The 15,217-nt window shown below is 68.2% G+C and carries 15 protein-coding genes; 6 read left to right on the top strand and 9 right to left on the bottom strand.

The window, feature by feature from the left end:
* Positions 1-56 precede the first annotated feature (56 nt).
* Positions 57-377 (top strand): thioredoxin, encoded by a 321-nt coding sequence (gene trxA, locus KHC19_RS09790; protein WP_213352163.1) that lies wholly within the window; start codon positions 57-59, stop codon positions 375-377.
* A 90-nt stretch (positions 378-467) separates the two neighbouring features.
* On the opposite strand, the gene KHC19_RS09795 is transcribed toward trxA, so the two are convergent.
* Positions 468-1,091, bottom strand: a complete 624-nt coding sequence (locus KHC19_RS09795; RefSeq protein WP_213352164.1) for a 2,3-bisphosphoglycerate-dependent phosphoglycerate mutase — start codon at positions 1,089-1,091, stop codon at positions 468-470.
* Positions 1,092-1,150: 59 nt separating this feature from the next.
* Complete coding sequence (dapB, locus tag KHC19_RS09800) at positions 1,151-1,966, bottom strand: 4-hydroxy-tetrahydrodipicolinate reductase (RefSeq protein WP_213352165.1); 816 nt, start codon at positions 1,964-1,966, stop codon at positions 1,151-1,153.
* Positions 1,967-2,308: 342 nt separating this feature from the next.
* Between dapB and KHC19_RS09805 the strand changes: the two genes are divergently transcribed.
* From KHC19_RS09805 to KHC19_RS09825, 5 genes are all read left to right on the top strand, one after another.
* A complete protein-coding gene (locus KHC19_RS09805; protein WP_213352312.1) occupies positions 2,309-4,069 on the top strand; it encodes an acetolactate synthase 3 large subunit in 1,761 nt (586 codons plus the stop codon).
* A gap of 322 nt (positions 4,070-4,391) precedes the next feature.
* Positions 4,392-4,910: an acetolactate synthase small subunit gene (gene ilvN, locus KHC19_RS09810; RefSeq protein ID WP_213352166.1), complete on the top strand. Its 519-nt coding sequence runs from the start codon at positions 4,392-4,394 to the stop codon at positions 4,908-4,910.
* Between the two features lie 310 nt (positions 4,911-5,220).
* Positions 5,221-5,883, top strand: coding sequence for a TetR/AcrR family transcriptional regulator C-terminal domain-containing protein (locus KHC19_RS09815; RefSeq protein WP_213352167.1), 663 nt, complete (start codon positions 5,221-5,223; stop codon positions 5,881-5,883).
* Between the two features lie 14 nt (positions 5,884-5,897).
* Positions 5,898-6,917: a ketol-acid reductoisomerase gene (gene ilvC, locus KHC19_RS09820; protein ID WP_213352168.1), complete on the top strand. Its 1,020-nt coding sequence runs from the start codon at positions 5,898-5,900 to the stop codon at positions 6,915-6,917.
* 178 nt (positions 6,918-7,095) lie between these two features.
* On the top strand, positions 7,096-7,584 hold the full coding sequence (locus KHC19_RS09825; protein WP_213352169.1) for a DUF2165 family protein: 489 nt from the start codon (positions 7,096-7,098) through the stop codon (positions 7,582-7,584).
* A gap of 12 nt (positions 7,585-7,596) precedes the next feature.
* Here KHC19_RS09825 and KHC19_RS09830 read toward each other — a convergent pair whose 3' ends face one another.
* From KHC19_RS09830 to KHC19_RS09860, 7 genes are all read right to left on the bottom strand, one after another.
* Positions 7,597-8,115: a DedA family protein gene (locus KHC19_RS09830; protein WP_213352313.1), complete on the bottom strand. Its 519-nt coding sequence runs from the start codon at positions 8,113-8,115 to the stop codon at positions 7,597-7,599.
* Between the two features lie 18 nt (positions 8,116-8,133).
* On the bottom strand, positions 8,134-9,423 hold the full coding sequence (locus KHC19_RS09835) for an NAD(P)/FAD-dependent oxidoreductase (RefSeq protein ID WP_213352170.1): 1,290 nt from the start codon (positions 9,421-9,423) through the stop codon (positions 8,134-8,136).
* A 21-nt stretch (positions 9,424-9,444) separates the two neighbouring features.
* Positions 9,445-11,331 (bottom strand): DNA mismatch repair endonuclease MutL, encoded by a 1,887-nt coding sequence (gene mutL / locus KHC19_RS09840; protein ID WP_213352171.1) that lies wholly within the window; start codon positions 11,329-11,331, stop codon positions 9,445-9,447.
* Between the two features lie 93 nt (positions 11,332-11,424).
* Positions 11,425-12,048 (bottom strand): dual specificity protein phosphatase family protein, encoded by a 624-nt coding sequence (locus tag KHC19_RS09845; RefSeq protein ID WP_213352172.1) that lies wholly within the window; start codon positions 12,046-12,048, stop codon positions 11,425-11,427.
* Between the two features lie 82 nt (positions 12,049-12,130).
* Positions 12,131-12,949 carry an ABC transporter permease subunit gene (locus KHC19_RS09850; protein WP_213352173.1) on the bottom strand — a complete coding sequence of 273 codons (819 nt, stop codon included), beginning with the start codon at positions 12,947-12,949 and terminating at the stop codon, positions 12,131-12,133.
* Positions 12,950-13,876 carry an ABC transporter permease gene (locus KHC19_RS09855; RefSeq protein WP_213352174.1) on the bottom strand — a complete coding sequence of 309 codons (927 nt, stop codon included), beginning with the start codon at positions 13,874-13,876 and terminating at the stop codon, positions 12,950-12,952.
* A gap of 10 nt (positions 13,877-13,886) precedes the next feature.
* Positions 13,887-15,062, bottom strand: coding sequence for an ABC transporter ATP-binding protein (locus KHC19_RS09860; protein WP_213352175.1), 1,176 nt, complete (start codon positions 15,060-15,062; stop codon positions 13,887-13,889).
* Between the last annotated feature and the right edge of the window lie 155 nt (positions 15,063-15,217).

A 15,217-nucleotide genomic window follows, 5' to 3' on the forward strand; every position in this document is an offset into this window, starting at 1 on the left:
CTACCTTCAGTCCAACTTCATTTCCCCCTGCGGGGGATTCGCGGAAAGGGTACGCCATGGGCGTCGAAAAGGTGTCGGACCAGTCGTTCGAGTCCGACGTGATCAAGTCCTCCGAGCCGGTGCTGGTCGATTTCTGGGCCGAATGGTGCGGCCCCTGCCGCATGGTCGCCCCGGTGCTCGACGAGGTCGCCGGCGAGATGGACGGCAAGCTGAAGATCGTGAAGCTCAACGTCGACGAGAATCCCGCCGTCGCGTCCAAATACGGCATCATGTCGATCCCGACGCTGCTGCTGTTCAAGGACGGCCAGCTCGCCGCCCGCCAGGTCGGCGCCGCCCCCAAGGCGAAGCTGGTGCAGTGGATCAACAGCTCCATCTGATCGGGTACTGATCCCAGACATGACAAACCCCGGAGCGGTTCGCCGCTCCGGGGTTTTTCGTTGGGCGATGGCGTGTCGCGCGCCGCCGGCTCAGGCGGCGAGGTCGATCTTGCTCGCGACGGTGGAATCGGCGTTGAGCCGGTAGATCACCGGCGCGCCGGTGGCGAGCTCGCGCTTCATGATGCTCTCCGGCGTGTGGTTCTCCAGCACCATGATCAGCGCCCGCAGCGAATTGCCGTGCGCGGCGACCAGCACCCGGTTGCCCTGCAGCACCTTGGGCAGGATCTGGGTGACGTAATAGGGCAGGGTGCGCGCCACCGTGTCCTTCAGGCTTTCGCCGCCGGGCGGGGGCACGTCGTAGGAGCGGCGCCAGACATGCACCTGCTCCTCGCCCCATTTGGCGCGGGCATCGTCCTTGTTGAGGCCGGAGAGGTCGCCATAGTCGCGCTCGTTCAGCGCGAGGTCGCGGGTGATCGGCAGGTCGGTCTGGCCGAGCTCGTTCAGCGCGAGGTCGAGGGTCTTCTGCGCGCGGGAGAGCACGGAGGTGAAGGCGAGGTCGAACTGGTAGCCTTCCGCCTTCAGCCGCTGGCCGGCCTTCTTCGCCTCTTCCACTCCCAGCGCGGTGAGATCCGGGTCGCGCCAGCCGGTGAACAGGTTCTTCAGGTTCCATTCGCTCTGGCCGTGGCGGACGAGCACGAGAAGGCGTTCGGACATCGGGCGTTTTCTCCGGGTGAGGGCGGCGTGGGACGGAAGCGCAGTAAGGAAGGCGGGATCTAGAAATCGGTGAGGTCGAGCACGTCGCGCATGGAATAGAGGCCGGGCTTGCGCCCGCGCGCCCAGCGGGCGGCGGTCAGCGCGCCGCGGGCGAAGATCATGCGGTCCTCCGCCTTGTGGCCGAGCTCGATGCGCTCGCCCGGCCCGGCGAAGATCACGTTGTGCTCGCCCACCACCGTGCCGCCGCGCAGGGTGGCGAAGCCGATGTCGCCGGCCCGGCGGGCGCCGGTGTGGCCGTGGCGGGCGAACACGCCCTGGGTGCCGAGTTCGATGCCGCGCCCCTCGGCGGCGGCGTTGCCGAGCAGCAGCGCGGTGCCGGAGGGGGCGTCGATCTTGCGGTTGTGGTGCATCTCGACGATCTCGATGTCGAAATCCTCGTTCAGCGTGCGCGCGGTCCGCTGGACCAGCGCCGCGAGGAGATTGACGCCGAGGCTCATATTGCCGGACTTGACGATGGCGGCATGGCGGGCGGCCGCCTCGATCTTCGCGTCGTCCTCGGGCGAGCAGCCGGTGGTGCCGATCACATGCACGATCCGCGCCTGCGCCGCCAGCGCGGCGAAGGCGACGCTGGCCGCCGGCACGGTGAAGTCGATCACGCCCTCGGCCCTGGCGAAGACCGGCAGCGCGTCGTCGGTCACTTCGACGCCGAGCCCGGGCAGGCCGGCGAGCTCGCCGGCGTCGCGGCCGAGATTCTCGCTGCCCGGCGGCTCGATCGCACCGGCCAGGACCAGATCGGGAGCCTCGCTCACCGCCTTGATCAGCGCGCGGCCCATGCGCCCGCCGGCGCCGACGATGACGAGCCGCATCTGCGACATATGAGCCACTCCTTCACATTGTGCTCTGCGGTATAGCCGCCGGACATCGTCACGAAAAGTGCTTGTTCGCCCGTCATTCTCGGCAAAATGGCGTTGTCGCTTGACGCAGGCGCCGGGCGGCTGTAGAGGTCGCGCAACTTTACGAAGGAGCGGCGCGAGCATGCGCAACAATATTATCCTTATCGTAGGACGGCGCGTCGCCGCGAAGGCTGCCTGACGGCAGCTTCGCCCAACGGTGACGCGCGCAAATGGGCCCCTGACGGGGCCTTTTGATTTTCCGGGGCAGAGTTTCTTGGGGCTTTGCCGGGACGAAAGCCAGACGCAGGAAACGAGGTAATGACCATGATGCGCGAGATGACCGGCGCCGAAATGGTGATGCAGGCCCTGATCGATCAGGGCGTCGAACACATGTTCGGCTATCCCGGCGGCGCGGTGCTGCCGATCTACGACGCGATGTTCCACCAGAACCAGGTCCGCCACGTCCTCGTGCGCCACGAGCAGGGCGCGGTGCACATGGCGGAGGGCTATGCCCGCTCCTCCGGCAAGGTCGGCGTAGTGCTCGTCACCTCCGGGCCCGGTGCCACCAACGCCGTGACCGGCCTCACCGACGCGCTGCTCGATTCCATCCCGGTGGTCTGCATCACCGGCCAGGTGCCGACGCATCTGATCGGCTCGGACGCGTTCCAGGAGTGCGACACGGTCGGCATCACCCGGCCCTGCACCAAGCACAACTACCTCGTCCGCGACGTCAACGACCTCGCCCGCGTGCTGCACGAGGCGTTCTACGTGGCGCAGAACGGCCGTCCCGGCCCGGTGGTCGTCGACATCCCGAAGGACGTGCAGTTCGCCAAGGGCATCTATGTCGGCCCGGAGAACATCCAGCACAAGACCTACCAGCCGAAGCTGAAGGGCGACGACGACAAGATCCGCGCCGCGGTCGAGCTGCTGGCGAAGGCGAAGCGGCCGGTGTTCTACACCGGCGGCGGCGTCATCAATTCCGGCCCGGAGGCGAGCCGCCTGCTGCGGGAGTTCGCGCGGCTGTCGGGCTTCCCGGTCACCTCGACGCTGATGGGCCTCGGCGCCTATCCGGCCTCGGACAAGCAGTGGCTGGGCATGCTCGGCATGCACGGCACTTACGAGGCCAACATGGCGATGCATGACTGCGACGTCATGCTGTGCGTCGGCGCGCGCTTCGACGACCGCATCACCGGCCGTCTCGACGCCTTCTCGCCGGGTTCGAAGAAGATCCACATCGACATCGACCCGTCCTCGATCAACAAGAACGTCAAGGTCGACATCCCGATCATCGGCGACGTGAAGCATGTCCTGGAAGACATGCTGACCTGCTGGCGGGCGATGAAGGCCGAGCCGGATCGCCGCGCCATCGCCTCCTGGTGGGGGCAGATCGACCGCTGGCGCGCCCGCAAGTCGCTGTCGTTCCACCAGCCCGCCGACATCATCAAGCCGCAGTTCGCCATCCAGCGGCTGTACGAGGCGGTGAAGGAGAAGGACGTCTACATCACCACCGAGGTCGGTCAGCACCAGATGTGGGCGGCGCAGCACTTCCACTTCGAGGAACCGAACCGCTGGATGACCTCCGGCGGCCTCGGCACCATGGGCTACGGCCTGCCCGCCGCCATCGGCGCGCAGGTGGCGCACCCCGAAAGCCTCGTCATCGACATCGCCGGCGAGGCCTCGATCCAGATGTGCCTGCAGGAGCTCTCCACCGCGCTGCAGTTCAACCTGCCGGTGAAGATCTTCGTCTTGAACAACGAATATATGGGCATGGTGCGCCAGTGGCAGGACCTGCTGCATGGCGGGCGCTACTCGCACAGCTATTCGGAATCGCTGCCGGACTTCGTGAAGCTCGCCGAGGCCTATGGCGGCGTCGGCATACGCTGCCACCGGCCGGGCGATCTCGATGCGGCGATCCAGGAGATGATCTCCATCGACCGCCCGGTGCTGTTCGACTGCCTGGTCGACCAGAAGGAGAACTGCCTGCCGATGATCCCCTCGGGCAAGCCGCATAACGAGATGATCCTGCCGGATCATCCCGAGGCGCTGGACGAGGCCATCGACGAGGAAGGCAAGATCATGGTGTGAGGCGGCAACCGTCGGCGTCACGTCATGGCCGGGCTTGACCCGGCCATCCACGACTTGGTTTCCGCCGGGCCTCTGGTCGGAGAAAATCGCGGATCCCCGGACCAAGCCCGGGGATGACGGCCAGAAGGCTTCCCTGTCGTCCCGACTCCCCCTTACTTGACCTCTCCCCGGTGGGGAGAGGTGGCCCGCATAGCGGGTCGGTGAGGGGGGACACGATTGGGAAGCGTTGCATCCCCCTCATCCCACCCCTCTCCCCGCCGGGGAGGGGGAGCATGCTGCCCTCATCGTCCCGCGCGTTTTCACTCGTTTCTCCGAGTACCCCATGCCCCCGATCAATCACGAAGCCCCCGAGCGCCACACCCTCTCCCTCCTCGTCGACAACGAGCCGGGCGTCCTGGCCCGCATCGTCGGCCTGTTCTCCGGCCGCGGCTACAACATCGACAGCCTCACCGTCTCCGAGGTGAGCCACGATTCCCGCCGCTCGCGCATCACCGTGGTGACCACCGGCGCGCCGATGGTCATCGAGCAGATCAAGAGCCAGCTCGATCGGCTGGTGCCGGTGCACCGCGTGGTCGATCTCACCGTCACCGGCAAAGCGGTGGAGCGCGAGCTCGCGCTCATCAAGGTGCGCGGCAAGGGCGAGATCCGCCAGGAGGCGCTCTTGATCGCCGAGAGCTTCCGCGCCCGCACCGTCGACACCACGCTGGAGAGCTTCGTGTTCGAGATCACCGGCAAGCCGGAGAAGATCGACCAGTTCGTCTCGCTGCTGGAGCCGCTCGGCCTGGTCGAGGTGTCGCGCACCGGCGTCGCCGCCATCGGCCGCGGGCCGGACGGGATGTGAGGGGCGCGGGGGGCCGTTTCCGGCTTCCCCGCCTTTCCAACCCGGGGAACCGCATCCCGAGGTAGTAGGCTTCCCCGCCCGCACATCCTCATCCTGAGGTGCCCGCCGGAAGGCGGGCCTCGAAGGATGCTCATCCGGGTGCGCTGCGACGAGTATCCTTCGAGGCTCGCTTACGCTCGCACCTCAGGATGAGGATGTTCCGTGGGGAATGAGAGGGCGCCGGCCGGCCGATCCTATGTGTTACGGCTTGCACGGTTTCCCATCGTCCTGTAACAGAACCGTAACGTACGGTACGCAAAATTTCCCGGCCATGGCGACCCTGACAGACCACAGCGGCGACGAACTGACGGCCCGGCAGCGGGCCGTGCTCGATGCCGTGCTGGCGCTGATGGTCGAGCGGGGCGGTGCCGTCACCATGACCGCCGTGGCCCGCCGCGCCAGCTGCTCCAAGGAAAGCCTGTACAAGTGGTTCGGCGACCGTGACGGCCTGCTCTCCGCCACCGTGCGCTGGCAGGCCTCCAAGGTGCGGGCCGGCAATTACGACCGGACGAAGCTCGACGCGCTGGCGCTGCGCGACAGCCTGATCCGCTTCGCCGCCAACTGGCTCGGCGTGATCTCCAGCCCCACCTCGATCGCGCTCAACCGCTTCGCCATCGGCGAGGCGGCGGCGACGGGCTCGAATCTCGGCGCGATCATGCTCGCCAATGGCCGCTTCGCCATCGGCGAGCGGCTGAAGCCGGTGCTCGATGCCGGCCGCGAGGCCGGGCTGATCGGCTTCGACGACACCGAGACCGCCTTTCGCAGCTTCCTCGGGCTGGTCGGCCGCGACGTGCAGATCCGCCTGCTGCTCGGCGACGATCTCGCCCTGACGCCGGCGGAGATCGAGCGCGACGCCGCCCGCGCCACCGACCAGTTCTTCACCCTCTACGGCACCGCGCCCACCGCGCCGGGCCGGAACAAGACCAACGCGTGACACAGGAGACACCCATGCGCGTTTATTACGATCGCGACGCCGACCTCAACCTGATCAAGGGCAAGAAGGTCGCCATCATCGGCTACGGCTCGCAGGGCCGCGCCCACGCGCTGAACCTGAAGGATTCCGGCGCCAAGGAGATCGCTATCGGCCTGAAGCCGGGCTCGGCGACCGCCAAGAAGGTCGAGGCCGACGGCCTCAAGGTGCTCACCGTCGCCGAGGCGGCCAAGTGGGCCGACCTCATGATGATGGCCACCCCGGACGAGCTGCAGGCCGACATCTACCGCGACGAGATCGCCCCCAACATCCGCGACGGCGCCGCCATCGCCTTCGCGCACGGCCTCAACGTGCATTTCGGCCTGATCGAGCCGAAGAAGACCGTCGACGTGCTGATGATCGCCCCCAAGGGCCCCGGTCACACCGTGCGCGGCGAATATGAGAAGGGCGGCGGCGTGCCCTGCCTCGTCGCGGTGCATCAGGACGCCTCGGGCAACGCGCTCGACCTCGGCCTGTCCTATGCGTCGGGCGTCGGCGGCGGCCGCTCGGGCATCATCGAGACCACCTTCAAGGAAGAGTGCGAGACCGACCTGTTCGGTGAGCAGGTGGTGCTCTGCGGCGGCCTCGTGGAGCTGATCCGCGCCGGCTTCGAGACGCTGGTGGAGGCCGGCTACGCCCCGGAGATGGCCTATTTCGAGTGCCTGCACGAAGTGAAGCTGATCGTCGACCTCATCTATGAGGGCGGCATCGCCAACATGAACTACTCGATCTCCAACACCGCCGAGTGGGGCGAGTACGTCTCCGGCCCGCGCATCATCACCGCCGAGACCAAGGAAGAGATGAAGCGCGTCCTGAAGGACATCCAGACCGGCAAGTTCACTTCGGAGTGGATGCAGGAGTACCGCGCCGGCGCCGCCCGCTTCAAGGGCATCCGCCGCCTGAACGACAGCCACCAGATCGAGCAGGTCGGCGAGAAGCTGCGCGGCATGATGCCGTGGATCGGCAAGAACAAGCTGGTCGACAAGGCGAAGAACTGAGCCTTATCGCGCTCTGAGCGCGTTGGTGCCGTCGCCCCCGGGCGGCGGCACTTTGCGTTTTGGGCCGGTCGTTCGAGGGGGCGGCCTTCCGGCGCGGCTGGCAGGACGGGCCGGCCATGCTATGGGCGTGCCTCATGGCCTGCGGGCATCGCGTCCGCCGGCGATGGTGGAGGGACGCATGATCGTGGTTCGGCTGACCAAGAGCTTCATGGTGGCGGCGCTGGCCGCCTTCGCGCTCATGGTCGCCTACAACAATGTCGCCGACTGGGGCGCCAACTACGCCTTCGTCCAGCATGTCCTCGGCATGGACACCACCTTTCCCGGCAATCCGCTGACCGGCCGCGCGATCACCGATCCCTCGCTGTGGCGTGCGGCCTATGTCGCGATCATCGCCGCCGAGGCCGTCGTCGGCGTGGTACTCGGGATCGCGGCGCTGCGCATGCTGCGGGCCCTGCGCGACGGGGCGCGCTTCGCCCAAGCCAAGACATGGGTGGCGGCGGGGTGCGGCCTCGGCTTCGCGCTGTGGTTCTTCGGCTTCATGGTCGTCGGCGGCGAGTATTTCCAGATGTGGCAGTCGGCCACCTGGAACGGGCAGGAATCGGCGTTCCGCTTCTACATGACGATGCTGGGCGTGCTGATCTTCGTCAGCCTGCCGGAGCCGCATTGAGGCCCGCGGACCTCACCACCCGCTCCAGAACTTCATCACCGCCGCGCCGGGCGCCAGCAGCACCAAGGCCCACAGCATCGCCGAGGTGATGTTGGCCATCTGGAACACCAGGGCCGGCATGGCGAACATGCCGGCCACCAGCGGGATCACCGCCCTTATCGGCCCGAAGAAGCGGCCGATGAACACGCTCCACGAACCGTAGCGGTGGAAGAAGCGCTCACCGCGCTCCAGCATCTGCGGATGCCGGCTGAACGGCCAGAGCTTGTGGGTGTGTTCCTTGAAGCGGAAGCCGACCCAGTAGGACACCGCGTCGCCCAGCGCCGCGCCCGCCGCCGCCCCGGCCCAGACCGGCAGCAGCGCCATGCCGCCCGCCTCGATCAGCGCGCCGACCCCGACCAGGATGAAGGTCGCCGGCACCACCAGCGAGATGACGGCCAGCGATTCACCGAAGGCGAGGGCGAAGACGATGTAGGGGGCGAGATGCTTGTGCGCCTCGACGAAGGCCAGCGCGGCATGCGCCCAGCTTTGCAGGTCCAGCACTCGAAATCCTCACAGCCTGTCGCGCAGGGCGTAATAGCTCAGCCCGGCGACCAGCAGCGGCCAGCGCATCAGCGGCCCGCCGGGGAAGGCCGGCACCGGCAGCTTTTCCAGAAGGTCGAAGCGCCCGAGCTGGCCCGCCACCGCCTCGGCGAGGATCCGGCCGAAATAGGGCGCCAGCATAACGCCCTGGCCGGAATAGCCGGAGGCGGTCAGCACCTTCGGTCCCAGCCGCCGCACGAAGGGCATGCGGGTCATGGTGATGCCGAGAATGCCGCCCCAGCCATAATCGATGCGTACGTCCTGGAGCTGCGGGAAGATCTTCAGCATATAGGGCCGCACGAAGCCGCCGGGATCGGCGCGCAGCCGGCGCGTCCAGCTCTCGCCGCCGCCGAACAGCAGCCGCCCGTCGGCGCTGAGGCGGTAATAGTTGATGACGAAGCGGCTGTCGGCCACCGCCGCGTCGTTGGCGATGATGCCTTTCGCCCGCTCGCCGAGAGGCTCGGTGGCGGCGATGTAGTTGGCGATCGGCATCACATGGCGGTCGACGCGGGCGTCGAGCCCGTCCTGCAGCCCGTCGCCGCATTCCAGCACCCAGTCGGCCTCGACCGTACCCTCGGCGGTCGCCACCTTCACCCGGCCGTTTTCCTCGATGCGGCGCGCGCGTGAATGTTCGTAGAGCTTCGCCCCGGCCGCCACCGCCGCCCGGGCGATGCCGAGCGCCAGGTTGAGCGGATGCAGGTGCCCGCCCTCACGGTCGATCACCCCGCCATGATAGGCGTCGCTGCCGACCAGCTCCCGCACCTGCTCGCGCGACAGCGGCGCGACATGCGGGTAGTCGTAGAGCTCGGCCAGCTTGCGCGCATAGGCATGGGAATGGGCGACATAGCCGGGCTTGTGGTCGGCCATGATCAGCCCCTTGCGCGGGGTGCAGTCGATGCCGTGGCGGGCGATCAGCGCGTAAAGGTCGGCCTTGGCGTCCTCGGCGAGCCGCCACAGCGCCCTGGCCATGTCGAGCCCGACCCGCTCCTCCAGCCAGTCCTGGTCGCGGCGCTGGCCGGTATGGATCTGGCCGCCATTGCGGCCGGAGGCGCCGGAGCCGATCTTCGCGGCTTCCAGTACCACCACGTCGAGCCCCGCCTCGGCGAGATGCAGCGCGGCGGACAGCCCGGTATAGCCGCCGCCGATCACGCAGACATCGGCGCGCACCGTGCCCTTCAGCGGCGGAAAATCGGGAAACGGCGTCGCCGTGGCGGCGTACCAGCTGTGGGGATGGCCGTTCTCGGAAAAGGCGTCAGTCAAGATGGGTCACTCTGATCGATCTCAGCGCCGCGCGAAAAGCTTCTCGATGTCGGGGAGCGACAGCGTCACGAAGGTGGGGCGCCCGTGATTGCACTGGCCGGCATTGGGGGTGCGTTCCATCTCGCGCAGCAGGGCGTTCATCTCCTCGGGCCGCAGCCGCCGGCCGGCGCGCACCGAACCGTGGCAGGCCATGGTGGCGGCGACATGCAGCAGCCGCCGCTCCAGCGGCAGGTCATCGTCCCACTCCGCCGCGTGCTCGGCAAGCTCGCGGACCAGCGCCGGCACGTCCGCCTCGCCGATCAGCGCCGGCACCTCGCGCACCAGCAGCGCCCCGGGCCCGAAGGATTCGATCACCAGCCCGAAGCGTTCCAGCGCCTCGGCGCGCTCGGCGAGGCGCGCCGCCTCGGCGGGATCGAGGTCGACCACGAGGGGCACCAGCAGCATCTGCCGGGCGAGGCCGTCGCGCTCCATGGCGGCCTTCAGCTTCTCATAGACGATGCGCTCATGCGCGGCGTGCTGGTCGATGATCACCACGCCGTGCTGCGTCTGCGCGACGATATAGGTCTCGTGCAGTTGCGCGCGGGCGGCGCCGAGCGGGCGGTCCATGGCGTCGGCCTGCGCCGGCGCCTCATGGGCGCGCGCATCGGCGGCGGGGGCGAGGTCGAGGCCGAGATCGAGCGCCGGCCCGGCGCCGGCATCCGGTTCGGCCGGCGGTCCGGCAAAGTCCGGGGCCGGCGCTTCCCAGCCTTCCGGCCGTGCCCAGGATTGCCGCCAGTCGGTGGGCGGCGAGGACTGCCGCCAGCCGGCGGCGGCGGGCGGGATGCGCAGCGGCGCCGCCGGCAGCACGCTCGCCCCCATATGCGCCTGCGCCAGCTCGGCGAGCCGGTCGGCGGCGGTGGTGGCGGTGCGCGGCACCCCGGCGGTGAGCGCATCGGTGAGGGTGCGCACCATCAGCGCGCGGATATTGCCGGCGTCGCGGAAGCGCACTTCGGTCTTGGCCGGGTGGACGTTGACGTCGACACCCTCGGGGTCAAGGTCGAGGAACAGCACCGTCACCGGGTGGCGGTCGGAGGGCAGCAGGTCGGCATAGGCGGCGCGAATGGCGCCGATCAGCACCTTGTCGCGCACCGGCCGGCCGTTGACGAACAGATATTGCGACAGCGAGTTGGCCTTGGAATAGGTCGGCAGCCCGGCGAGGCCGGTCAGCCGCGCCCCCTCCCGCGTCCCGTCTATGTCGAGGGCGTTCCGTGCCACCTCGTGGCCGAGCACGTCGGCAATGCGCGCCCGCCGTCCCGCCGCATCGGCGGTTCGGGCGGGCCAGCTCACCGGCGCCCGGTCGTCGGTCACCAGCGTGAAGCCGACCTCGGGACGGGCCAGCGCCAGCCGGCGCACCGCGTCGACGGCGGCGGCGGTCTCGGCGCGTTCGGATTTCAGGAATTTCAGCCGCGCCGGGGTGGCGAAGAACAGGTCGCGCACCTCCACCCGCGTGCCGGGGCCAAGCGCCGCCGGCCGCACCTCGCTCTTGGCGCCCGCCTCGACGCGGATCTCGTGCGCATTGGCCTCGCCCGCCGGGCGGCTGACGATGGAAAGCCGCGCCACCGCGCCGATCGAGGGCAGCGCCTCGCCGCGAAAGCCCAGCGTCGAAATCGCCATCAGGTCCTCGGCGTCGAGCTTGGAGGTGGCGTGGCGCTCGACGCACAGCGCGAGGTCCGCCGCGCCCATGCCGCACCCGTCGTCGGTGACGCGCATCAGCCGGCGCCCGCCGCCATCGATGACGATCTCGAGGCGCCCGGCGCCGGCGTCCAGCGCGTTCTCGACGATCTCCTTCAGCGCCGCGGCCGGGCGTTCCACCACCTCGCCGGCGGCGATGCGGTCCACGAGCGTCGAGGGAAGCAGGCGCAGCGGCATGAGGTCGTGAGGTCCCGATTCGAAGGCGCCCAGCCTACACCCTCGCTCCGGCCGGCGCGCCCCGATTGCGCCGATCCCGCTGTGGGCAGCGGGTCACGAATTGGGAAAGCCGAGCCAGGGCTCGATGCGCTCGAAGGTCTCGTCCATCGCCCAGGCGGGGGCGAAGGGGAACGGGAAATGGCCGTAGAACAGCGACAGCTGCCATTCGGCCGCCGCCTCGCCACCCTTGGAGATGGCGGCGACATAGAGCGCCGAGGCGATGCCGGAGCGGTCGGAGCCGCCGCGGCAATGCACGAGGATGGGCTTGGGCGCGTCGCGCATGAGGGCGATCAGCTGCTCCACCTGCGGCTGGGTCAGCTCGCGCCCGGCGGAGAGGCCGAAATCGATATGGGTGAGGCCGAGCTTGTCGCTCTCGGCCACCTCGTCCCTGTACCAGGCCTTGTCGGAGGCGCCGCGCAGGTTGATCACCGTCCTGATGCCGTAGTCCTTCTGAAGGTCGGCGAGCTCGCGGGCGTCGACCTGGGCGGAGCGGTAGAGCTCGCCCGGCACCACGGTGTGGAAATTGCCGATCAACTGCTCGACGCCGAGATAGACGCCGATCAGCAGCGCGATCACCCCGACAGCCTGCAGGGCGCGCCGCAGGAGGCGCCGGCGGCGGGGCACGGCCCCGGCTCCGGCCGGGGGAGGGGCCGCGGCGAGGGTATCGGTCGGGCTCATGGGCGTGGGCTCGCGGGAGGAGGCCGAGGACGGGAACGGTAACGCAATGGCGACCATTCCTTCCTCGCAATCGTGTCGGAATTCAGCCCGCCGCGGCGAGCCGCTCCGCCCTTTCCCGCGCCACTTCCTGCCGCTTGGTGATGACCGAGGCGATCACCACCACCACGGTGACGATGGCGATCAGGATGGTGCAGATGGCGTTGATCTCCGGCGTCACCCCGAGGCGTACCTGCGAATAGATGCGCATCGGCAGGGTGGTGGCGCCGGGGCCGGTGGTGAAGCTGGCGATGACGAGGTCGTCGAGCGACAGGGTGAAGGCCAGCATCCAGCCGGAGACCACCGCCGGCAGGATGATCGGCAGCGTCACCACGAAGAAGGTCTTCAGCGGCGGGCAGCCGAGATCGAGGGCGGCCTCCTCCAGCGAGCGGTCGAAGGTGACGAGGCGCGACTGCACCACCACCGAGACGAAGCACATGGTGAAGGTGATGTGCGCCAGCGTGATGGTCCAGAAGCCGCGGTCGAAGTTCACCGCCACGAACAAGAGCAGCAGCGACAGGCCGGTGATCACCTCCGGCATCACCAGCGGCGCGTAGACCATGCCGGAGAACAGCATGCGGCCGTTGAACCGGCCGTAGCGGGTTAGCGCGATCGCCGCCAGCGTGCCCAGCACCGTCGCCACGCTCGCCGACAGGAAGGCGACGCGCAGCGTCACCCAGGCGGCTTCCAGCAGCTGGTCGTTCTGCAGCAGCTTCCAGTACCACTCGGTGGAGAATCCGGCCCACACCGTCACCAGCCGCGAGGCGTTGAAGGAGTAGATCACCAGGAGCACGATCGGCAGGTAGAGAAAGGTGAAGCCGAGCGCGATCGAGGTGGTGTTGAACCAGGAGAGCCCCTTGCGCATCTAGCGGCCCTCCATCTCTTTGGCCTGGACGTTCTGGTAGAAGACGATCGGGATCACCAGCACCAGCAGCAGCAGCACCGCCACCGCGGCGGACACGGTCCAGGAGCGGTTCACCGAGAATTCGGTCCACAGCACCTTGCCGATCATCATGGTGTCGGAGCCGCCCAGCAGGTCGGGGATGACGAACTCGCCCACCGCCGGGATGAAGCACAAGAGGCAGCCGGCGAACACGCCGGGCAGCGACAGCGGCCAGGTGATCTTCCAGAACGCCGCGAAGGGCGGGCAGCCGAGGTCGGCGGCGGCTTCCAGCAGTGTGTCGTCCATCTTCTCCAGCGCCGAGTAGAGCGGCAGGATCATGAAGGGCAGGTAGGAATAGACGATGCCGATATAGACCGCGGTGTCGGTGGCGAGGATCTGCAGCGGCGCGTCCGGGCTGACGATGCCGAGCGCGATCAAGAGCTGGTTGAGCAGGCCTTCCGGCGACAGGATGCCGATCCAGGCATAGACGCGGATCAGGAACGAGGTCCAGAACGGCAGGATCACCAGCATCAGCAGCGTCGGGCGGATCGATTTCGGCGCCCGCGCCATGCCATAGGCGATGGGATAGCCGACCGCGAGCAGCAGCAGCGTCGAGATGCCGGCGATCCAGAGGCTGGAGCCGTAGGCCTCGATGAACTCGTTGTCCCAGCTGAGGACATAGGCGTAATTGTCGAAATTGAGCTGGCTGAACGCCTCCGTGAAGGCCTCCCAGCCGGCGGCGAGGTCGAAGACCGGCTCGTAGGGCGGCTGGGCGATGGCGTCCTGCGACAGGCTGATCTTGAAGACGATCAGGAACGGGACGAGGAACAGCACCAGCAGCCAGAGATAGGGAATGCCGAGGACCAGCCAGCGGCCCGGCCCCTTGTTGCCTCGCGCTTTCGCGGCCATGTCCGCCTCCTCAGCGCGTCAGCACGACGCCGGAATCCGGCGTCCAGGAGACCCACACCTTGTCTTCCCAGGTGATCGGCCGCTCCACCATGCGGGTGAGGTTGGGCTTGGCGGCCTTGATGCGCGTGCCGCCCTCCAGCTCGACATGATAGATGGAGAGGTCGCCGAGATAGCCGATGTCCCACACCTCGCCGCGCAGGCAGTTGGCCTCCTGCCAGGCCGGCGGGTCGAGGTCGACACGCACCTTTTCCGGGCGGATGGCGACGAAGGCGGTGTCGCCGGGCTTGGCCTCGACATTCTGGGCGATGGACAGCTTGGCGCCGCCGCCGACGCTCGTATAGAGGCTGACATTGCCCGGGGCGATCGCCTCGACCTTGGCCTCGAGGATGTTCACGTCGCCGACGAAGTCCGCGACATAGCGCGAATTGGGCTGCTCGTAGATCACCGCCGGCGGCGCCACCTGGATCAGCTTGCCGTGGTCCATCACCGCGATGCGGTCGGCCACCGTCATCGCCTCCTCCTGGTCGTGGGTGACGATCAGGAAGGTCATGCCGAGCTGCATCTGGATGTCCATCAGCTCGAACTGGGTTTCCTCGCGCAGCTTCTTGTCGAGCGCGCCGAGCGGCTCGTCGAGCAGCAGCACCTTGGGGCGCTTGGCGAGCGAGCGGGCGAGCGCCACGCGCTGGCGCTGGCCGCCGGAGAGCTGGTGCGGCTTGCGCTTGGCGAACTTCTCCAGCTTGACGAGCTTGAGCATCTCCTCGACGCGGGCGGCGATGCTGCCCTTCTCCATCCGGTCCTGCTTGAGGCCGAAGGCGATGTTGTCCCACACGCTCATATGCGGGAACAGCGCGTAGGACTGGAACATCATGTTGGTCTGCCGCTTGTAGGGCGGCATGCCGACGAGGTCCTGCCCGCCGAGGGTGATGCGGCCCTCGGTGGGGTCCTCGAAGCCGGCGAGCATCCGCATCAGCGTGGTCTTGCCGCATCCCGAGGGGCCGAGCAGGGCGAAGAACTCGCGCTCGTAGATGTCGAGGGAGAGGTTGTCGACGGCGGTGAATTCGCCGAAGCGCTTGGAGACGTTCTCGTAGCGGATGAGCGGGACGGCGGCGGGGTCGTTCCAGGGGGCGAATTTCCGGCGGATGCCGCCAATGGTGGTCTGCGTCTTCTCGGTGACGCCCGTGCTCATCTGCTACCCCGTGATGCCCCGCCGGCGCGCCGGCTCCGTCGGGAACGCTAACCGCCTTCCGGCGGCGGCTCAATGACAGATTGCAAACAATTTTGCCATGCATCGAATCGGGCAAATCCCGTCGCGGCAGCGGCCCCCTTGACGGCCGGATTGGG

Origin of the sequence: Ancylobacter oerskovii, assembly GCF_018390555.1 — a bacterium.
Lineage (GTDB): Bacteria > Pseudomonadota > Alphaproteobacteria > Rhizobiales > Xanthobacteraceae > Ancylobacter > Ancylobacter oerskovii.